Source organism: Clostridium sp. HBUAS56010, assembly GCF_007115105.1.
Lineage (GTDB): Bacteria > Bacillota > Clostridia > Lachnospirales > Lachnospiraceae > Lacrimispora.
Genome location: NZ_SULJ01000003.1, coordinates 1 through 21,229, shown reverse-complemented (window position 1 = coordinate 21,229; position 21,229 = coordinate 1). Strand labels below are relative to the sequence as shown.

Sequence of the window (21,229 nt, the reverse complement as noted above, 5' to 3'; positions counted from 1 at the left end):
CCTCTTATTTTTTTCTCTTAGGTGCAAAATTGGTGATTAAAAGAAGCACCAGCACTGTTAAAAAGATGATGGTTGACAATGCGTACATAGAAGGCTTAATGCCTCTGCGCACTTCACTGTAGATCAAGGTAGAAAGGGTATTGATGCCCGCACCTCTGGTAAAATGGGTGATAATAAAATCATCAAGGGACATGGTAAATGACAGTAAAAATCCGGATAAGACTCCTGGCAAGATATCCGGGAACACTACTTTGAAAAATGCCGAAACCGATGTGGCTCCCAAATCCAATGCGGCTTCATAGGTACTTTTATCTGTCTGCTTTAACTTTGGCATGACGCTTAAAATCACATACGGAATGTTAAAGGTAATATGTGCAATCAGGATGGTCTGGAAGCCAAGAGAGATCCCAAAGGCAATAAAAGCAAGCATGAGGGAGATTCCCGTAACAATATCAGCGTTCAGCATGGGAATATTTGTGATCCCCATAATAATGGAACGAGGTCCCCGCTCCATGCTGTTAATGGCAATGGCAGCCGCTGTGCCGATAATAACTGCGATCAGAGAGGATAAAAAGGCAATCAGCAGGGTGTTATAAAGGGCTGTCATAATGGTACTGCTTGCAAAAAGTTCGCTGTACCATTTCATGGTGAAACCGCCCCACTGGGTGCGGGATTTGGAACTGTTAAAGGAAAGGACTGCCATGGTGGCAATGGGAGCATAAAGAAAGATGACAATTGCTACCAGATAAAAGTCCTGAAGGATTCGTTTGATAATACCATTGCGTCTGCTCATCAGAATGCGGTTCCCTCCCCATTTTTATCGTATTTTGCAATCAGCGCCATGCTGATCAGAATAAAGATCATAAGAACAAGAGATAGCCCGGAACCTAAGTTCCAGTTACTTCCTTTTGTAAATTCCTGCTCAATGACATTGCCGATTAATAAAATCTTACTGCCCCCTAACAGATTTGAGATGACAAAGGTAGTAAGGGCAGGAACGAAAACCATGGTAATTCCGCTTACGATCCCTGGAATACTGAGAGGAAGCAGAATACGGAATAAGACCTGAAATGAATTAGCGCCTAAATCCTTGGCAGCATTGATCACGTTGTCATCAATCTTCATCAGTACATTATAAATAGGAAGCACCATAAATGGCAGGAAGTTATACACCATACCAAGGATAATGGCTCCGGGTGTGTTGATTAAAGTCTGTTTTGGCAGATGGAGTGTGGATAAGATCCCGTTTATGACACCGTTTCGCTCCAGAAGAGTCTGCCAGGCAAGGGTTCGAAGCAGGAAATTCATCCACATGGGAAGAATGAAGATAAATACAATGAAGCTTCCCTGTCCCATTCCCTTTGAGCGAAGTATCATGGCAAGCGGATATGCCAGAATCAGACACAACACGGTACTCACCAGTGACAGTTCCAAAGAAAGCCATAAAGCCTTTGCATGTTCATCGGTGGAGATGGAGAGAACATTTGCCAGGGTAAATGCACCGGATCGGTCTGTCACTCCATAAAGGACGATTAAGCCCAGAGGAATCAGGATAAATCCAATCATCCACATCAGATATGGGCCGGATAATAGTTTTTTATTCATTGATTCCAACCGCCTCCTCGTCTTCTGAAGCAGGCTTATTCATGATCTGAATGTCAAAAGGATCTACATGAATGCCGACGTTTTGTCCTACCGGGAACATGTCCGTGCTGTGCACCAGCCATTCAAAGCCATCTGGAGTTTTGACCTCCATCTCGTAATGGACACCTTTAAAGATCAAGTGAGTTACAACTCCTGCAATACTTCCGTTTTCTGGAGTAACCAGATCAATGTCTTCCGGGCGGATCACTACGTCAACCGGCTTGTTGGTGCCAAATCCCTTGTCCACACAGGAAAATCTGGAACCAAAGATTTCAACCAGTTCATCCCGGACCATGGTTCCCGGCATAATATTGCTTTCTCCGATAAAGTCAGCCACAAAGGCATTTTCCGGTTCGTTGTAGATATTTTCCGGAGAACCCATCTGCTGGATATAGCCCTGGTTCATAACAACAATTGTATCGGACATGGTGAGTGCTTCTTCCTGATCATGGGTAACATAGATAAAGGTAATGCCCAGCTCATTCTTCAAGCGGATCAGTTCGTACTGCATGTCCTGGCGGAGTTTAAGATCCAGTGCACCCAGAGGTTCGTCAAGCAAAAGAACTCTAGGCTCATTTACAATGGCTCTTGCAATGGCAATTCGCTGCTGCTGCCCGCCACTTAAAGAACTAACGGAGCGGTTTTCAAATCCGTCTAAGTTTACCAGTTTCAGGGCGTACTTGATTTTGTCCTGAATGTAAGTCTTTGGTTTGTTTTTGATTTTCAGACCAAAGGCAATATTCTCTGCGATAGACATGTGGTTAAATAAAGCATATTTTTGAAACACGGTGTTCAGTTGTCTTTTGTTAGGCGGAAGGCTGGTAATATCCTGTCCTTCAAAGATTACCTGTCCTTTCCCTGGACGCTCAAATCCTCCGATAATGCGCAGGGTTGTGGTCTTTCCGCATCCGCTGGGTCCTAGTAACGTAACGAATGTATTTTGTTTTACTGAGAGATTCAAATCATCCAGTACCATGGTACCGTCAAAACTTTTTGTGATATTGCGTAAATCAATTAGTGGCTGACCCATGACCTTTTATCCTCCTGTCAAAAGCTTGGCGGGGAACTTACCCAGATAAGGGTAGCACCTGCCTTGCTGCTCAAATAATGTTTCTTGTCCGATATAAAGTAAAAGGATTCCCCCTTTTTTGCTTTATATGTCTTATTTCCAATATGAATGGAAATATTGCCCTGTAAGATGTAGCCGAATTCTTCTCCTTCATGAGGATTGTCAGGGTATGTCTGTCCGCCTGGCTTCAAGGTCAGAAGAATGGGTTCCATCATATTCTTCTGTGCATTGGGAATGATCCATCGGATTTCATTTTTTAAATCGCAGTCGAATTTTTCAAAGTAGTCACCTTTTCCAAACACGATCTGTTCTTCCGGAGTTTCGTTAAAAAATTCTCCAATCGAAGTGCCCAGGCATTGTAATATATCCATAAGAGTTGCAATGGAGGGAGAAGTTAAGTCCCGTTCAAGCTGAGATATGAATCCCTTTGACAGTTCTGCCCGGTCCGCCAGCTCTTCTTGAGTCAGCCCTTTTAACACGCGCAGTTCTTTTAGTTTTGTACCGATATCCATATGCTCCTCCTTGTTATTATGTTAAGCCGAAAGTTTACTTATACTAACTGACGATAAATATAAGTTAAAAGTTTAGTAATAATAAACAGGCAGCAAGATACATTATACTTATTTTTCCTGTTATGTCAATAGTTTTTAAAGAAGTTTATCCTTAACAAATGAGGAATCTTATGATATGATATTTGGTAGTTTACACAAGGAAAAATCCAGGAGGAAATTTAATGATGAAAGGTAAATATATGGCTTATGTAGGCTCTTATTCCTACAACGGGAAAGCAAAAGGGATTACAGTCTATGATGTGGACGTGGACAAGGGCAGTTTTATTCCCAGATGCGAGGTTGAAGTGGATAATTCTTCCTACCTGATTGCCTCCAGCAATGGTAAGACCCTTTATTCGATTGCTGACGAAGGGGTGGTATCCTTCCGCATTCATGAGAACGGGTCTATAACAAGGCTTAATTCTGCCAATATTAAGGGCATGAGAGGCTGCCATTTATCCACCGATGAAGAGGACAGGTACATCTTCGTATCAGGATACCATGACGGAAAATGTACGGTGCTTCAGTTAAACGAAGACGGCTCTGTAGGAGATATTGTTACCAGCGTGTTTCATAAGGGATTTGGAAGTGTGGCAGAAAGGAATTTCCGCCCTCATGTGAGTTGTTCCAGAAGAACACCGGATGGCAGGTTTATTATGGTGGCTGATCTTGGAATTGACCAGGTGAAGATCTACCGTTTTGACGAGAAGGAAAAGCAGATGGTTTTAATGGATGCCATCCGCTGTGACCTGGAATCGGCTCCCAAGTGCTTCCGGTTCAGCGAGGACGGAAAATTCTTCTATCTTCTATATGAATTAAAGAACGTGATTGATGTATTTACTTATGAAGAAGGAGAGCGTCTTCCAAAGATTGAGAAGATCCAGACCATTAAGACTACGGGAAAGGCACCGCTCACCCAGTTGACGGCAGCCTGTTCCATGCGTCTGTCAAATGATGAGAAGCACATGTTCTGCGGCAATGCAGGAGACAATACCGTAACGGTCTATGAACGTGATAAAAAAACAGGACTGTTAACCTTTTGCTGCTGCCTTCCCATCAGCGGAAGCTACCCCAAAGATCTTTGTATATTCCCTGATGACAGGCATATTGCCTCTATTAACCATGAGACAGGAAGCATCACCTTCTTTACGGTGGATTATGAAAAAGGTCTTCTGATTATGAATGGAAAAGAATTAAGGGTCAATGAACCCAATAGCTGTGTAATTGTAAAAGTCAGGGATTAAAAGGAGGGACAAACGTGGCAGGATCAACACTTGGAACAATATTTAAGATATCCACCTGGGGGGAATCCCATGGAAAAGGAATTGGTGTGGTTGTAGACGGCTGTCCGGCAGGACTTGCCCTTAAACAAGAGGATATCCAGGAATACTTAGACCGCAGAAAACCAGGGCAGAGCAAGTTTACAACAAAAAGGAATGAAGCGGATGAGGTGGAGATCCTATCCGGAATCTTTGAAGGAAAGACCACAGGCACTCCTATTTCCATGATCGTATGGAATACAGACCAGCGCTCCAGGGATTACGGGAATATTATGGAAGTATACCGTCCCGGACATTCGGACTTTACCTACGACTCCAAATATGGATTCCGGGATTACCGGGGCGGCGGCAGGTCTTCCGGAAGAGAAACCATTGCAAGAGTTGCTGCAGGTGCCATTGCCGCCAGCTTTTTAAAGTCTCTTGGAATCACCGTAGCTGCATACACCAGATCAATCGGACCTTATACCATTGACCCTGACCGTTTTGACATAAAGGAACGGGACAATAACCGGCTTTATATGCCTGATTCAGAGACCGTTTTAAAGGCAGAAAAGTATGTGGAAGAGATGATGGCAGAACCAGATTCGGTAGGCGGTGTGGTGGAATGTATCATTGACGGGGTTCCGGCAGGTATTGGAGATCCGGTATTCGAAAAATATGATGCGGCTCTTGCAAAGGCAGTCATGTCTTTGGGTGCGGTAAAAGGATTTGAGGTGGGAGACGGATTTGCAGCATCCCTGTCCAGAGGATCTGAGAATAATGATAGTTTCCGAATTGGAAAAGATGGCTCCGTGGAGAAAGCCACCAACCATTCCGGCGGCATTTTAGGCGGAATCAGCGATGGTTCCAGAGTCATATTCCGGGCGGCTTTTAAACCCACTCCTTCCATCGCAAAGTTTCAAAAGACCGTAACAACACAGGGCGAAGAAACAGAGATTCAGATTAAAGGCCGTCATGATCCGATCATTGTTCCCAGAGCCGTTGTGGTAGTAGAAGCGATGGCAGCTCTGACAACTGCCGATCTGCTCTTAACGAACATGACATCAAGAATGGACCGGATCGTGTCTTTTTATAAGAAGTAAGAACTTGCATCAATAGAATGCGATATAATAATAGAAGAAAGCAGGAGAAAACACATGAAGATTGCAATGGGAAATGATCATACAGCCATAGGACTTAAGAATGTTATCAAAGAATTTGTAGAAGCAAAGGGATACGAGGTCATTGACTTCGGAACCAATGCCACAGAAAGCTGTGATTATCCGGCTTATGGGGAAAAAGTGGGACGTGCAGTAGCAGACGGAGAGGCTGATCTTGGAATCGCGATCTGTGGAACCGGAGTTGGAATCTCTCTTGCCTGCAATAAGGTGAAAGGAATCCGTGCCTGCGTATGCAGTGAACCATATACAGCAAAGCTGTCCAGAATGCACAATGATTCCAATGTTCTCTGCTTTGGTGCCCGGGTGATCGGGGATGAGATGGCAAAGATGATTACAGAACAGTGGCTTGATGCCCAGTATGAAGGTGGAAGACACCAGCGCCGTGTGGACATGGTGATGGATATTGAGAATAGAGAGTAGGGAATGTGATTGCCTCCGGGATTGTTCTGTTATAATCCTGGAGGCAATTTCTTAATAATTTTATTCATTCACAGTGTTAACATGATAAAAGAGGAGCACACCAAAGGAGGTTTATAGCATGAAGAAAATTGGATTTATTGGAGTTGGGATTATGGGAAAATCAATGGTCCGCAATCTTATGAAGGCAGGATTTGAAGTGTCTGTATATACCAGGACCAGGAAGAAAGCAGAAGAGGTTCTTTTAGAAGGCGCCTTGTGGTGTCCGGATGTCTGTTCCTGTGCAAAGGGAAAGGATGCGGTTATAACAATCGTCGGTTACCCCTCTGATGTGGAAGAGGTCTATTTGGGAGAAGGCGGAATCATTGCCAGTGCAGATCCCGGTACCTATATCATAGATATGACTACCACCAGCCCGAAGCTTTCGGTCCGTATCTACGAAGCGGGAAAAAAAGCAGGATTGAACCCTCTGGATGCCCCTGTAACCGGAGGAGATACAGGAGCGAGAGAAGGCACACTCACCATCTTTGCAGGAGGAGAGGAAGAAGATTTCCATGCCTGCCTTCCATTGTTTGAAGCCATGGGAGCCAACATCAGATATCAGGGAAAGGCAGGCAATGGGCAGCACACCAAGATGTGCAACCAGATTGCCATTGCAGGAGCGTTATCCGGTGTCTGTGAGTCACTGGTCTATGCCAGAGCAAACGGGCTTGATGAAAAAAACATGGTGGAATCCATCGCGACAGGAGCAGGAGGAAGCGCCCAGTTAAAGGCTTTGGCACCAAGGATTCTGGCAGGAGATTTTGCACCGGGATTTTTCATCAAGCATTTTATCAAAGATATGAAGATTGCCGCAGAAGAGGGCAGGGAAGCAGGTGCCAATCTGGGAATGTTAGAATATGTTCTTTCCATGTATGAAGAGATGGATGAGAAAGGGCATGGAGAAGAAGGCACTCAGGCTCTTGTAAAATATTATCAGTGGTAACTGTTAAGAAAACCACCAGCTCTGGCTGATGGTTTTCTGTCATTTAATCTTTTTAATGGATGGAAAATAGCGGAATAGGACCTTCGCAATAATCTTATCTTTTTTCACATATTTCTGATTCCATCTTCTGGCATCTGCGGAGTGGTTCCGGTTGTCACCTAACATAAAGTAGGAGTCCTCCGGGACTTCGAAATGGGCATCCGGTTCCGGTATCATAGGTTCCGGAAGATAGGGTTCATCAAGAGGAGTCTCAGAGTTGTTTAAGTAAACCCTGCCTTCCCTGATATCCACTGTATCTCCGGGAAGTCCGATGATCCGCTTTACATAATAGATCTTTTCAGTAGGATCATCCGGAAAATGGAAGATTGCCACATCTCCCCGTTTCGGATCAGAAAAGTGATAGGAAAGTCTGGAACCGATGACCCGGTCCCCTGTCATAATGGTCTGTTCCATGGAACCGCTTGGTACTCTGCTGTTGGCAATGATGAAGTTGTTAAGCACAAACGCAATAACAGCAGCCGTAATAATAATTTTAATCCAACTGATAATTTCTTCTTTCCAGTTAAATGTTTTCTCCTGGTTGGGCATGGCTTTGTCTCTTTTCCTATGTTTTTTCATTGAAAGTTTCTTCTTTGAGTTTATATGAGTTTCCCTCATAACGCAAGGGGGTTCACGAAATGGTAAGAAAATATTCACAATCATAAAGAAAACATAATCTCCTGCAATAAGAGTGGAATTTCACCAAAAGATGTGCTATGCTTTTGCATAGATGAAAAGAGACAGGAGAATGTTTATGATATTTTATGCCCTTGGCGCTGCGGCAGCAGAGGAACCTGTTCTGGATATCAAACAGGAGGTTCAGGAGAATTTAGAACAGTTAAAACCAAACGTGATTCTGGATACCATAAAAGGCTGGGTCCCGGATCTGGTTTCCTTTGGAATCAATCTGCTTATTGCTCTTGTGATTCTTTTTATTGGTTCCAGAATTATTAAGATCCTTCATAAGATGCTGGAGCGTTCTTTTACAAAGATGGATATGGAGCTGAGTCTGAGAAGATTTCTTTTATCCGTTCTCAATGCAGCCATGTATTGTCTGCTTGTTTTTATTATAGCAGGTCAGATCGGAGTTAATTCAGCAACTATTGTAGCACTTCTTGGTTCTGCCAGTATTGCCATCGGTCTTGCTGTTCAGGGAAGTCTGGCGAACTTTGCAGGAGGAGTCCTGATTCTTCTTATGAGACCTTTCCGGGTTGGTGATTATATTGTGGCAAAGGATGGGGAAGGAACGGTTCATACCATTGGTCTGGTTTATACAATCCTAACAACAGCAGATAACAAGCGGATTGTCATCCCCAATGGAGTCTTATCCAATTCTGCACTGACCAATGTAACTGCCATGAAGACCCGCAGGCTGGATCTGTTGGTTACAATCAGCTATCAATCGGATTTGAAGAAAGCAAAGGAAGTTCTTGAGAAGATCATAAACGATCATCCGGGAATCTTAAAAGACCAGGTGCGGGAGGTATATGTCAATGGACTGACGGATCTGGGGGTGGAGCTTGGAATCCGAGGCTGGACACTGATGGAAGAATATTGGAGCGTGCGGCCAGAGATACTGGAACAAAGCAAACTCAGACTGGAAGAATCCGGTATTGAGATTTCCTATCATTCTTTATCTGCATTGAGCCGGGAATAAGCATAAGATAAAAACAATTTTAAATAATTATCTGTTAAATGTCTGATATATTATGATCTTTTTGAATCAAAACCGTAAAAGAGGATCGTTCAGCAGAAATTCCCCGGCAGGAGAGTTAGCCGGGGAATTGTATTATTTAATCTTATAAGTTACGATAACCTGAGCCTGGATATTTAACTGCCCTGGCTCAACCGGTATGGCTTTTGCTTCTGTCTGAGCGGCGGAGCCATTGGCGGTGTAGCCCACATAGCGGCTGTTGTTGTAAGTGCTCACTTCTTCCACGCTGTAGATGTCTCCCAGTTTGGTGCCGCTTGCTTCTGCCATTGCCTCAGCTTTTACTTTTGCAGAGGCGATTGCCTTTTTTAAAGCCTCCTGATAACTTTCGTCGTATTTGCCTGACAGATAAGAAATGCTGTCAATGTTGTTGATTCCTGCGTCAATACTGGAGGCAACGATGGTTCCTGCTTTCTCGATGGGAAGATCTGATACGAGAAGAGTGGTCCGCATCTGGTAGTCGGTGATGGTCTGACCGGAGGTGTAATCATAAACAGGCTGCAGCCCAAAGTTTGAAGTCTGAATGGACTTTTCTTCGATTCCGGATTGCTTTAAGAAATCAAGGACTTTATTCACATCGGCACTGTTCTTCTCCTGAGCAGTCTTAGGGTCTGCTTCCTGGGTTGATACTGCAAAACTGATCTGTGCAATGTCGGGAATTACTTTTACATCTTCTGTGCTCTGTACCTGAATGGTACTTGCCGCTCTCTGGTCAGCGGATACATTGGCAGCAGGTGCTGCCACAGATTGGGTCTTGGCACACGCGGTAAGACTGAGTGCCGTAGCGGCGAAAAGTATGCCAGCCAGTGTCTTATTGATTCTTCTCATGGAAATTCCTCCTTTATGTTCCTTTATTTTACAGGAAAAAAAGAAATGATGTATTTCTTTTCTCTTAACATTCCAGGTCGAAATTCATAGATTTTCTTTACAGAAAAATCCGGACAGAAAAAAACTTTATTTATTGTATTTATGAAGCCGCCGTGTTACTGTTGAATCAGCAAAAAAAGAGGAGGGTACTTATGAGGGAATGTGGTATGCTGCTTCCGGTGGCGAGTCTTCCGTCAAGATATGGAATCGGTGCATTTTCAAAAGAAGCATATGAATTTATTGATCAGTTAAAAAGAGCAGGACAGCAGTACTGGCAGATTCTCCCCCTGGGTCCTACAGGATTTGGCGATTCACCTTACCAGTCCTTTTCCGCATTTGCCGGCAATCCCTATTTCATTGACTTGGAAGAACTGGTGAGGGAAGAACTGCTGACCAGGGAAGAATGTGATATGGCAGATTTTGGACACAGGGAAGATGAGATTGATTATGAGCGTTTATACCATAATCGGTTTCCCTTATTAAAGAGTGCTTACAAACGGTGGAGAAGTAAGGGGCATACGGCGGAGGAATCCATTGAGACATGCGGAGAAGAAACCGCTCTTTTCTGTTTATATATGGCATGTAAGGATCATTTTCACGGTGCAAGCTGGAATGTGTGGGAGGAAGATATCCGGTTTCTGGTTCCTGAGGCAGTGATGCGTTATCAGAAGGAGTTAAAGGAAGAGATTGGTTTTTACGGATTTCTCCAGATGAAATTCATGGAGCAATGGAAACGGCTGAAAGAATATGGGGCTTCCCAGGGAATCAGAATCATTGGGGATATGCCCATTTATGTGGCATTTGACAGTGCGGATGCCTGGGCTCATCCGGAATTATTTCTCTTTGATGAAACCCGTTCTCCCATTGCAGTGGCAGGCTGTCCTCCTGATCAGTTCGCTCCCACGGGACAATTGTGGGGAAATCCCCTGTACCGTTGGGGATATCACAGGGAAACGGATTACCAGTGGTGGAAAAAGCGTATGGAATACAGCTTTGAACTGTATGATGTTGTGCGGGTGGATCATTTTCGTGGATTTGATGAATACTATTCGATTCCTGCGGGTGATGAGAATGCCGTAAACGGGACCTGGGAGAAGGGACCTGGAATGGAACTTTTCTGCCAGCTTCACAAGACATTTGGAAACCTGGATATTATTGCAGAAGATCTGGGGTTTTTAACCCAATCAGTCCGCACTCTGTTGGAGCAGACCGGGTTTCCTGGAATGAAGGTGCTGGAATTTGCATTTAATTCCTGGGAGCAAAGCGATTATCTGCCCCACAATTATACAAATAACTGTGTGGTATACACCGGAACCCATGACAATGACACCTTAAAGAGCTGGTATCATCATCTTTCAGACCAGGACCGTTCCTTTTCAGACCGTTATTTAAACGTACAGAACCCTCCGGAGGAGGAAGTCTCCTGGAACTACATTCGTCTGGCATTATCAAGTGTTGCCCGCCTTGCAGTCATTCCGGTTCAGGATTATCTTGGCCTTGGTTCAGAAGCCCGCATCAATGAGCCGTCCACAATAGGGAAAAACTGGCGCTGGCGCCTGAAACCTGGTGCTTTAACCGAATCCGTTCTGGATCGGTGCCGGGAACTGGCATTCCTCTATGGGCGTTTGCGGTAACCTGCTTCTTTGATGATGTCTGATTACAAGAAAAGAGACTTTAAGAAATAAGTGCCATGTTCCCGGCTGATATTTCTTAAAGTCTCTTTTTTGATCCCTGGATCAGGGGGTAAAGACGGATTGCGTCTGACTGGTCTGCTTTTCAGAACGTTCATTAGTACTGTTTTCATCAGAGATATCTTCCTCATCCTGTGTCTCGTCTTCCAGGACATCTTCTTCCACATTCTCACCTCTTGGATTAAAGGTAACGTGCATCTCGTTGCCGATCTTATCCTTGGCAGAAACGGTTAAGTTCCCTTTCTTGATCTCAAACATCACAAGTCCGGTACTTTTGTCAATAGACAATGGCTGAATGATGGGCTTGTCCTCGTTATAAGCAGAGATGGAGGAATAATTCACACCGGACTGGCTGTCCTCAAGGCGGAAGGAAAGAATCCCATCTTTAAATACCTTATCTTTAATGGCAGGCGGCGTATCATCCAGTACGTTAACCTGCTCGTACAATATTGTCTTCATTTTATTAAAACAGGTAAGCTTAACTTCCAGTACTCCATTATTCTGCAACGCAGCAGTATAAGTTCTTGCGCCGCTTTTTTTAATCTCCACGGGAGTTCCGTCAAGGAATACTTCTGTAGCGGTTAAGGGGAGGATTGAGCTGATTTTCAGTTCCATGGTTGTAGAGATATAATCACTGCTTTCTGCAATGGTTACATCACCCTTTGGCTTCTCTGTAGCAAGAAAAAAGATAAGACCATTGATCGCGATAAAAGGCAGCACATAAAACAGAAGGACCGAAAGAAAACCACGTTTGCCCGAATCCCGTCGGTTCGGGGCGCCTGATTGCCTGCGGACTGGTCTTGACTGATTATTATAATGGTTCATCTGATTTACTTTCCTCCTGATTGTATTTATGTTTCCCAAATATTGTCTGAAACCTGCTTGTTTCAGGACACGTCCTAGCATAGCAGAAAATCGGGAATCTTACAAGATGAAGCAATAAATTGTAATAACTTAATTTATTCTTACGAACAAAGTCTTGCAAAAAGGTTCGTGGATTGCAGAAATAACTTTCCTGATTGGTAACGATACTTGTAAATGTGCCAGATTAATGATAAGATATGTAACGTTACAGGGGGAGGAGAAAAAGCAATGTATATGTAATAAGGAAGCATCCCAAGTATGAAATTATTTGAGGTGCTTTTTTGCTTTTCCAGACAGAATCATAGATTTGTGTGATACAATAAATAAAGAAGGAAATTTAAGTGTAGAATAATAGGATTCCTGTTTCTAATAGAGATTAATCATGGAATCAATTGCAATAGGAGAAGGATCGACGATGAAGCATAAGACAAAGATATGCAGTATTTTAATCATCCTGGCAATTATAACAGGTGCTGTATATGCAGGAAGTATGTTAATAAAAAAGACACAGAATGAAAATAAGCAAGATAAAAGCAGTTTCACTCATACCTTTGAACTTGCAGAGCTGCAGGAAGGTGACTATCCAACCGTTCTGGCTGATCAAAGGTTTGCAGACCTGGTTTATGAAAGAAGTGAAGGCCGGATTCAGATTCATGTGACGGCGGGAGGAAAACTGGGGGAAGAGGCAGATGTGATTGAAAAATTGCAGAATGGTACCCTTGGTTTTGCCAGAGTTTCCATTGCGCCAATGGCAGAATATTCAGATTCATTAAATGTGTTGATGCTGCCTTATCTGTACCGTGACGATGCCCATATGTGGAACGTATTAAACAGTGAGATCGGAGAACAGATGCTCCAGTCCATATCTGCTGCAGGAATGACAGGACTGGCATGGTATGACAGCGGTGCAAGAAGTTTTTATTTTAAAGATAAAGCTGAAACCCTGGATCAGCTTGAAGGAAAAAGAATACGGGTTCAGACAAGCAGCATGATGTTTGCCATGTGTGAAGCATTGAGAAGCAATCCAAAGAATGTTGCTGAAAATGAGATTATCCGTTATGTCCAGATGGGGACACTGGATGGTGCAGAGAATAACATTCCTACCTTTTTCAGTTTTAAGCAGTATGAAGCGTGCAAATATTTTCTTTTGGATGAGCATACCAGAATACCGGAGATTCTGGTGTCATCTCAGGCGGCTTTGGAGGAACTGACAGATACGGATATGCAGATTCTCAGAGCGTGCGCCAAAGAAACAGAGCAGTATGAAAGGGAGCAGTGGAAGAAGGCAGAAGACCGTGCAAGAACATCACTGGAAGAAAAAGGGGTGGTATTTCTTACGCTAACAGAGGAAGAGAAGCAGAAATTCATTGAGGCATGTTCTTCTTTATATGAGGAGTTTGGAGAAGAATACCAGAAGACGATTCAGGCAATTAAGGAAATGGAATAATAAAATGGACAAATGGAAAGAAAAATTACTTTTGGATCTGAATCATATTTCAAGAGTTGCAGTATTGGAAGAAGCCTACCATGTAGAGGCGATGTTAAGAAACTATATAAAGGTTTTAAAATACCGCTGGTCTTATGAAAAACAGATGGTAACCGCGAATATGGAACTGGTATATATGAAGATGATGCTGGAGTATTATAGAATAAAATCCAACAATGAGCTGAAGACGGAAGTAGTAATCATGCCGGATATTGATACAAAGTCCGTGATGATCCCCCACTTTTCCTTTTGCAGTGCAATGAGCGGCTGTTTGGAGCAGATGCAGGAAGATGACCGGGATCTGGAGATAAATGTTACCGTTTCTTTTGTTGAACAGATATGGACTGTGAATCTAGTAATGAAGGGACAGGCAGATTGGACACAGATAAGGAAGGAGATCACCAGCAAAGAAAGCGAGGGCTGTGATGTCTTTTATGAAGTGAAAAAAAGATGGGAAGATATGTTTGGGGAAAACAGCATTATAATAGAAGACAACAGGACAGAACTGATGATACAGTTTAGGAATACAGAGGTTAAGTCTTTATGAAGAATAAGGGACGAAGAAAGTTATCAATTCTTGAGCAGTTAATTCTTTATTTTCTTAGCATAGGTTTAATTTTAGGAGCAATTGCTTTCTTTGTTGTACGGTTCAACCATAATGTGTTAAGGAGTAATTCAACATACTTAACTTATATATCCAATATAAATGAACTCTATAAATTACAGGAAGAAAACAAAGGAATTCTTTATGAAATCGAAAAAGGTGGGGATGAATCAAAGACAGAAGAGCTGCTTTATAATATCAGACTCTCCAATCAATACCTGGACGATCTGGAGAATGGCTTTACAACAAGAGACACCAAACTTCGTATCCGGACTGTAAAGTATCTGGTAAAGCGGTTTCAAAACCATGCGAAAGAAATGATATGGCTGAGGGACTATGAAACCAGTGCTCCAGGCGATATAGATGAAATGAGCGAAGAAAGTGCCGCTTATTCCATGTATTTGGAAACCTTGGAGATATCCAACCGCATTAATCTGTATCTGCAGGAGATTCTGCGCTATAGCGTAGATGAAAATCAGGAATTTATCCATCAGTCCATTGATAATTCCAAATATCTGCAGGCAATGGTTTTAGGTTTCTTTCTGTTTTTATTCGCAGTCAGTATTGGCTTTTGCTATGCCTTTGCCAAATATGCCAGTAAATTAATCAAAAACATCATGGCAATTACAGAAGATATTTCAAAGGGCGAAAAAGAAAATGAAGTAATCACTTTGGATGGACCCAAGGAAATACAGGAGTTAACCATACAGTTTAATCATTTACTGGAGACCATTTATAAATTAAATAAAGAAGCAAAAGAAAAGTCAAGGCTGGAGCTTCGGCTGATTGAAGAAGAGAAAAACAAAGCTGACTTGCAGTTACAATTAACAAAAGAAGAATTGGAGCAGATCAAGGTAAGGGAAAAGCTGAAGGAAGCACAGCTTCATGGACTTCAGATGCAGATTCAGCCCCATTTCTTATTTAATACGTTAAATATCATATCCATGACCGCCTACCTTGAAAAGGCAGATCATGTGTATGAATTACTCCTTGCATTTTCTAAATTTTTACGCCATTATTTAAAAAAAGCAGATCAGAATGTATACATTGAAGAAGAATTTGATATGATCACCCAGTATCTCACTCTTTTAAAAGCAAGAATGGCAGACCAACTGGATTATCAAGTGATCATAAGTGATACGGTTACCAGGAAAAGACAGATTAAGATCCCTATGTTCACGTTACAGCCCATTGTAGAAAATGCCTTTCGACACGGAATCGAAAAGCTTGTGAAGAAGGGGATAATTATTGTCCGGCTGAAACAGCAAAATGATAGGATGGTGATCAGTATTTATAATAACGGGACAGGGATGGACAAAGAGGAATTACAGGATGCAAGAAACCGGGTAATGGATAAAGGTGATAATTTTGCAGAGGATGCCCAGATCGGCATGGAGAATGTTTCTTATCGGCTGTATCGGAGTTTCGAAAACCGGGTAAAATTCTTGATTTATAGTTCCAAAGAGAGAGGAACAGTGATTACCATTCAGATTACACTGGAATGATAGGACAATCAGATGGAATCGCACAGAAAGCTGCTATAGAAATGGAGAATCGCTATGTTTCAATTATTAATTGCAGATGATGAATCTATTGAAAGACAAGCCCTTAAAAGCATCATTTATCAAAATTTCCCCAACGATTTTGAAGTGACGGAGTGCTCCAATGGTCTTGATGTTGTAAAGCAGGCAGAACAGGTAAAACCTGATATTATTTTCATTGATATCAAGATGCCTGGTCAGTCTGGGATTGAAGCGATTCGGCAGATTCGTGAGTTTTTGCCGGATATTGATATTATCATTATCACAGCCTATGACTATTTTGATTATGCAAAAGAGGCAATATCCCTAAAGGTGAGTGAGTTTCTGATTAAGCCCATTGATATCCATGAGGTTATTTCCCAGGTAGAATGTCTTTTGGGAAAGCTTAGAAAAAGGGAAGAATCGCAAAAATACAGTGTTGAAATAGAATCAAAATTAGAAGTGATTAAAATTCGTTATGAACAGGAGTTTATGGATTTACTTCAAAGGTATAACACAACTCCTCAGATGTTACAGGAATATTTGAATATTATTGATTATTCTTTTGGCAAAGGAATTGCCGTTATCATAGATTTTGAAACTGTTTTGGAAGAAGAATCCATTGGAAAGGTTCAAAAGGATTTTATTTGTACCAGATTTTTAAACAGGATTAAGGTACAAAGTGAAAAAGCCGGGCTAAAATGTATGCAGCAAAGCGAGACAGATGTGGAGCTATTATTTTTCCTCAGCGAAACGGATTCGGAAGAAGACTTGAAGCAGACTGTAACCACTCTCATAGAGAATAGTAAGAAAAATATGAGTATAACAGTTTCTTATGAATGCAGCCGGTTAATCCAGAGGATTGAGGATCTGCCGACAACCGTGTACTCCTTTAAACAATCCTTTTTCAGTAAGAAAAGAACTTATTTCTACCCATATGAAATAGAAGAAAGACTCATTTCTGAAATAGAGAAAAAGAATTTTCCAGAAGCAAAAGAATGTATCAGAAAGATTGTGAAAGAGCTTGGGAAGCAGGATCATAGTGAGTTGATGCAAAGAGAAGTACATGGTTTATACACAGTGGTCAGAAGATATATCAAAGGCTTATCAAAGGAATCCTTGTTGCCGGAAGCGGACAAGGTAGTAGAGAATATAAAACTGGAATCCGATATTTTGTCTTTTTTTGAACAATTAATGGATTACGCAGAAAAAAGTCTGGAACAGAAAAGCAGAAAAAACCAGGCACTGATTCAAAAAATCTGTAATTATTTAGAAGAACATTATCAGGAAGACATCTCTTTAGAGGAAGCCGCCAATATCATTGGATTTAGTTCTTTTTACTTTTCCAAGCTGATGAAAGAATACTGCAATATGAGCTACATTGATTATGTCAGCACAATTCGTATAAAAAAAGCAATGTCCCTGTTTGAAACAACGGATCAGACAATCAGCCAGATTGCTTTATTAGTGGGATATTCTGATCCCAATTATTTTACAAGAGTGTTCAAAAAGATTGTGGGTAAGACACCCAGTGCATATAAGGAACAGGTAAAGGAAGGGGAATAAGAAGGGCAAAAAGAAGCGTTTAAAAGAGCAAGGACAAAATTGTTATTTTATTTTTAGGTGGATAACAATTTCGTCCTTGCTTTGACTTTGTTAAAAAAAGTGAACAAGATAATGATATACTTGACTATTTTGTCAAGGAAATCCTGCTGAAAGAATTGTTATAATAAGTCACATATTGTAGAAAACAAAGAATAATGCAGGTGAAATTATGAACAAACTATCGTTAAAAGAAAAAATCAGTTATGGGTTTGGTGATTTAGGTAATGGCTTTATGTTTGATATGGGGCAGTTGTATTTACTCAAGTTTTTGACTGATGTGGCAGGAATTCCGGCTATTGTCGGAGGAAGCATTTTTTTAGTTACAAAACTTTTTGACGCAATCGTAGATCCTCTTGTTGGCGGTTTTATCGAAGCTAGAAAATTTAATCCTAAATCAGGAAAATACAGACCTGTCATGATGATTTCAAGTATTTTACTTGCAATTTTATCTGTTTTTGTATTTATGAGTCCTAACTGGGGCGTTGATGGAAAAGTGATTTATGCCTATGCTTCATACATGATCTGGGGTATGTTATATTCCTTTACCAATATTCCATACGGAACACTGGCATCTACCATGACCAGAGATCCGCAGGAACGGACTTCTCTTGCTGCGTTCCGTCAATTAGGAAGTACTATGGCTTTATTGCTTTCCGGTATTATGGTTGTTCCTATGGTTTCAAAATTTGATGATCCTATCGTTGGATACCCGGTTGCAATTGCAGTTATGGCATTACTTGGTATTGGTGCCTTTTACATGACCTTTCGGAATTGTAAAGAGAGAGTTACAGAATCTGAAAAGGTTGAGCATGAAAAAATAACATTAAAGAGTATTAAGCATATTATTTTTACAAACAAACCATTGTTGGTGCTGATTTTAATGACGGTATTTACCATTTCAGCATATAACTTAAGATCAGCAATGTTGATCTATTTCTGCCAGTATAATTTAGGAAATACAATCTTAATGCCATATGTAAGTTTTATCAGTATTGGAACTTCTTTACTTGGTGTATATGCAATGCCTCTTATCTCCAAACGGGTTGGTAAGAAAAACACAGTAATTATCGGTTTTATCATTAGTATTATTGCAGATGTGATTAACTTTATTCTTCCATCAAACTTAATTACCTTTATTATTTTCCAGAGTATTGCTTATTTTGGATTATCCATACCAAACGGTATGACATGGGCACTGGTTTCAGATGCAATTGATTACGGTGAATGGAAAACCGGAGAAAAAAAAGGAGCCATTACATACTCAGTATTTAATTTCTCAAGAAAGATTGCCCAGTCCGTTGCAGGCTTTGCAGCAGGTGTTGGCTTATCCCTCATTGGTTATGTACCAAAAGTACAGCAGACTGCAGGAACCTTATTCGGAATCAAGGGATTGTTGTTATTATATCCGGCATTTGCATTAGGAATTGCAGGCATTATAGTCTTCTTCCTTTATAGTCTTTCTGATAAACGGTTTAATGAAATAGCCAAAGAATTAAGAGAAAGAAATAAGACAGAACAAGAATAAAAATGAAATAGAGCTGCTAACTATCTTAGAAAGAGGTTAGCAGTTCTTTTTTATATGGAAATAATACATAGACAACGTTTCCATTGAATGATAAAATAATGACAAATTAACGTATTTAGCGAGTTACATACAGTAGCACAAAAAGAAGTGAAATTATAGGAAATTGGAGAGATATTTTATGCAGAAGCGATCCGAAGTCGAAATGAATTTTAACAAGTCAAGAAGCAACCTACGTCTAGTCATAGCATTTTCTGTTATTAATGTTGTTTTAACTCTGGTCAATTCCGGAATTAATTTTTTATTTTCCACAACATTCCCAATGTTTGTTGTCGGATTAGGGCAATCATTTTCAAATGAAACAGGAAACAATGCTTTTCTTAATATTGCAGTTATTGTGGCTTTTCTTATTATTGGTTGTTATGGTGCATGTTATTTATTATCAAAAAAACGAAAAGTATTTATTGCTATAGCACTAGTATTTTTCTCCTTAGATACTCTTTTTTTGCTATGGATTTTATCTTTTGGAATTGATTTTAATGCAATAATTGATATTGTATTTCATGTTTGGGTAATATACTCCCTCATAATTGGTGTAAAAGCATGGTCGGATTTGAAAAAGCTGCCGCTTAATGAAGAAATCGAAGAAGATGAAGGGCATGAGCATGATATTTCTTCAATCTAGTAATCAAACGCAATTAGACCACAAACCAAGAACGGCAGAGTTATATTATCCCCCAATTATAATAACCTGGAAATCCTAATAAAGAGAGCTTTGGGAACAATCGAACTTATTATAAATGGTATGGTCTATGTGCTTATCTGCTAATGGGAATCTGTTATCCAGGAAAAAGCCAATAGTTTAAATGTGGAATATTTAAGCCTGTTTGATATGACCGACTGGATGTGAAGGTGCTTTGTGAATATTATTACAACAAATTGCTATTTGATGGAGTATTGTACTTTGAAACTTAATATGGATAGTTAGCAAGTGGAGTGGTATTCTATTCATGAAATTATTTATATACTAAGCAGAAAAATAGTTATTTTATAAAATGACATTGGGAATATAGCTAGGTACGATTGGAGCAAATAAGTGATAAAAATACATGATGAGAATACGATATCGTTACAATCATTAAAATCGGATTGTTCACAATGTAGTGGACTATGTTGTACGGCGTTGTTTTTTTCGAAAATGGATGGGTTTCCGGAAAATAAACAAGCAGGAAAAGCCTGTTTTAATCTTCAGAGGGATTTTCAATGCAAAATTCATGGGGAACTTGAAAAAAGAAAAATGAAAGGCTGCATCGGATATGATTGCTTCGGTGCGGGTCAGCAGGTAACACAGTTCATTTATTCGGGGCAAACGTGGCAAAATACTCCAGGTCAGGCAAAGGAAATATTTGATGTATATATAGCGATGTTTCAACTATATCAAATACGTTACTTTTTGCTAGAAGCTATGGCGATTCTTCCTGCTAAAATGTTGCGAAACAATATCACCCCCCTGATTGAAGAAAATGAAATAATATGTAATTCCAAGCCTCATGATATTTTGATATTTAATATAGAGGAATATAGAAATAGAGCTAATATCTTTTTGAAACAGGTTTGCGCTATACTGCAAAAGAGTTTGTGTTTGGAAAACAAAAAATGCCCATCAGATTTTCTGGGGAGAAATTTTGAAAATAAAGATTTTAGGGGATTGGATTTGAGCACAAAGTTATTAATAGCTGCAAATTTTAATAATTGTGTGTTTGGTGGAACAATATTTTTGGGGGCTGATACGCGAGACGCAGATTTTAGCAATGCGGATTTAAGGGATGCGGTGTTTTTATCACAAGGACAAATAAACTCTGCAAAAGGTAATCGAAACACGAAATTGCCCCAATATTTAGATTATCCATTTACATGGAGATAATATATTGAATGAAGTTACAAAAAATTGCGACAAGCAGATTATCATAATGTGAAGTTAATAAATTGAATATTCAACGAAAACTACTAACTATCAGTGTTAAGCTGGTAGTTTTTTAATACGCAAATTGGAATGAATTAATCAACAAAACTGAGATTTGCCGTATACGGTAAACCATAAGTACGGTTTTAAATGATGACCGCCGATTGGGATGACGTATAATTAATTTCGCAAATTTAGTTTCATAAAAAATAGACATGGTCTATAGCCGTTTGGTAAAATAAAGTCACCAC

General features: G+C 40.6%; 20 protein-coding genes. 13 read left to right on the top strand and 7 right to left on the bottom strand.

What is annotated here, in order from left to right:
- Positions 1-4: 4 nt before the first annotated feature.
- From FAY33_RS06755 to FAY33_RS06740, 4 genes are read right to left on the bottom strand one after another with little or no spacing between them, the layout of a single operon-like run.
- Positions 5-796, bottom strand: coding sequence for an ABC transporter permease (locus tag FAY33_RS06755; RefSeq protein ID WP_347562668.1), 792 nt, complete (start codon positions 794-796; stop codon positions 5-7).
- Positions 793-1,605 carry an ABC transporter permease gene (locus tag FAY33_RS06750; protein ID WP_143320083.1) on the bottom strand — a complete coding sequence of 271 codons (813 nt, stop codon included), beginning with the start codon at positions 1,603-1,605 and terminating at the stop codon, positions 793-795. The genes FAY33_RS06755 and FAY33_RS06750 overlap by 4 nt, the downstream gene beginning before the upstream one ends.
- Positions 1,598-2,674, bottom strand: a complete 1,077-nt coding sequence (locus tag FAY33_RS06745; RefSeq protein WP_143320082.1) for an ABC transporter ATP-binding protein — start codon at positions 2,672-2,674, stop codon at positions 1,598-1,600. The genes FAY33_RS06750 and FAY33_RS06745 overlap by 8 nt, the downstream gene beginning before the upstream one ends.
- Positions 2,675-2,691: 17 nt before the next feature.
- Complete coding sequence (locus FAY33_RS06740; protein WP_143320080.1) at positions 2,692-3,225, bottom strand: helix-turn-helix domain-containing protein; 534 nt, start codon at positions 3,223-3,225, stop codon at positions 2,692-2,694.
- 224 nt (positions 3,226-3,449) lie between these two features.
- Between FAY33_RS06740 and FAY33_RS06735 the strand changes: the two genes are divergently transcribed.
- From FAY33_RS06735 to FAY33_RS06720, 4 genes are all read left to right on the top strand, one after another.
- On the top strand, positions 3,450-4,508 hold the full coding sequence (locus FAY33_RS06735) for a beta-propeller fold lactonase family protein (protein WP_143320544.1): 1,059 nt from the start codon (positions 3,450-3,452) through the stop codon (positions 4,506-4,508).
- Positions 4,509-4,522: 14 nt separating this feature from the next.
- Positions 4,523-5,626 carry a chorismate synthase gene (aroC, locus tag FAY33_RS06730; RefSeq protein ID WP_143320078.1) on the top strand — a complete coding sequence of 368 codons (1,104 nt, stop codon included), beginning with the start codon at positions 4,523-4,525 and terminating at the stop codon, positions 5,624-5,626.
- 54 nt (positions 5,627-5,680) lie between these two features.
- The gene (rpiB, locus tag FAY33_RS06725; protein WP_143320077.1) at positions 5,681-6,124 is read left to right on the top strand and encodes a ribose 5-phosphate isomerase B; all 444 of its coding nucleotides are present in this window, start codon (positions 5,681-5,683) and stop codon (positions 6,122-6,124) included.
- Positions 6,125-6,242: 118 nt separating this feature from the next.
- Entirely contained in the window at positions 6,243-7,106 is an 864-nt protein-coding gene (locus FAY33_RS06720) for an NAD(P)-dependent oxidoreductase (RefSeq protein WP_143320075.1), read from the top strand.
- A 39-nt stretch (positions 7,107-7,145) separates the two neighbouring features.
- Here the strand turns inward: FAY33_RS06720 and lepB are convergent, their stop codons facing one another.
- Entirely contained in the window at positions 7,146-7,724 is a 579-nt protein-coding gene (gene lepB, locus FAY33_RS06715; protein WP_243126633.1) for a signal peptidase I, read from the bottom strand.
- A 175-nt stretch (positions 7,725-7,899) separates the two neighbouring features.
- On the opposite strand from lepB, the gene FAY33_RS06710 reads away from it, so the two are divergent.
- On the top strand, positions 7,900-8,802 hold the full coding sequence (locus FAY33_RS06710) for a mechanosensitive ion channel family protein (RefSeq protein WP_143320073.1): 903 nt from the start codon (positions 7,900-7,902) through the stop codon (positions 8,800-8,802).
- 132 nt (positions 8,803-8,934) lie between these two features.
- Here FAY33_RS06710 and FAY33_RS06705 read toward each other — a convergent pair whose 3' ends face one another.
- Positions 8,935-9,684 (bottom strand): SIMPL domain-containing protein, encoded by a 750-nt coding sequence (locus FAY33_RS06705; protein ID WP_143320071.1) that lies wholly within the window; start codon positions 9,682-9,684, stop codon positions 8,935-8,937.
- A 152-nt stretch (positions 9,685-9,836) separates the two neighbouring features.
- Between FAY33_RS06705 and malQ the strand changes: the two genes are divergently transcribed.
- Positions 9,837-11,357 (top strand): 4-alpha-glucanotransferase, encoded by a 1,521-nt coding sequence (gene malQ, locus FAY33_RS06700; RefSeq protein ID WP_279231814.1) that lies wholly within the window; start codon positions 9,837-9,839, stop codon positions 11,355-11,357.
- 102 nt (positions 11,358-11,459) lie between these two features.
- On the opposite strand, the gene FAY33_RS06695 is transcribed toward malQ, so the two are convergent.
- Positions 11,460-12,239 (bottom strand): hypothetical protein, encoded by a 780-nt coding sequence (locus tag FAY33_RS06695; protein WP_185967521.1) that lies wholly within the window; start codon positions 12,237-12,239, stop codon positions 11,460-11,462.
- Positions 12,240-12,693: 454 nt separating this feature from the next.
- Between FAY33_RS06695 and FAY33_RS06690 the strand changes: the two genes are divergently transcribed.
- The 7 genes from FAY33_RS06690 (at position 12,694) to FAY33_RS06660 (ending at position 20,939) form a co-directional block, all read left to right on the top strand.
- Complete coding sequence (locus FAY33_RS06690) at positions 12,694-13,725, top strand: TRAP transporter substrate-binding protein (RefSeq protein ID WP_185967520.1); 1,032 nt, start codon at positions 12,694-12,696, stop codon at positions 13,723-13,725.
- Positions 13,726-13,729: 4 nt separating this feature from the next.
- Positions 13,730-14,311, top strand: a complete 582-nt coding sequence (locus tag FAY33_RS06685) for a hypothetical protein (RefSeq protein ID WP_143320065.1) — start codon at positions 13,730-13,732, stop codon at positions 14,309-14,311.
- Positions 14,308-15,873, top strand: a complete 1,566-nt coding sequence (locus FAY33_RS06680) for a histidine kinase (RefSeq protein ID WP_143320063.1) — start codon at positions 14,308-14,310, stop codon at positions 15,871-15,873. Before FAY33_RS06685 ends, FAY33_RS06680 begins: the two co-directional genes overlap by 4 nt.
- Positions 15,874-15,927: 54 nt before the next feature.
- Positions 15,928-17,454: an AraC family transcriptional regulator gene (locus FAY33_RS06675; protein WP_143320061.1), complete on the top strand. Its 1,527-nt coding sequence runs from the start codon at positions 15,928-15,930 to the stop codon at positions 17,452-17,454.
- Between the two features lie 208 nt (positions 17,455-17,662).
- Positions 17,663-19,018 (top strand): MFS transporter, encoded by a 1,356-nt coding sequence (locus tag FAY33_RS06670; protein ID WP_143320059.1) that lies wholly within the window; start codon positions 17,663-17,665, stop codon positions 19,016-19,018.
- A gap of 178 nt (positions 19,019-19,196) precedes the next feature.
- Positions 19,197-19,700 carry a hypothetical protein gene (locus tag FAY33_RS06665; protein WP_143320057.1) on the top strand — a complete coding sequence of 168 codons (504 nt, stop codon included), beginning with the start codon at positions 19,197-19,199 and terminating at the stop codon, positions 19,698-19,700.
- Positions 19,701-20,111: 411 nt separating this feature from the next.
- Complete coding sequence (locus FAY33_RS06660) at positions 20,112-20,939, top strand: pentapeptide repeat-containing protein (RefSeq protein WP_143320055.1); 828 nt, start codon at positions 20,112-20,114, stop codon at positions 20,937-20,939.
- Positions 20,940-21,229 lie beyond the last annotated feature (290 nt).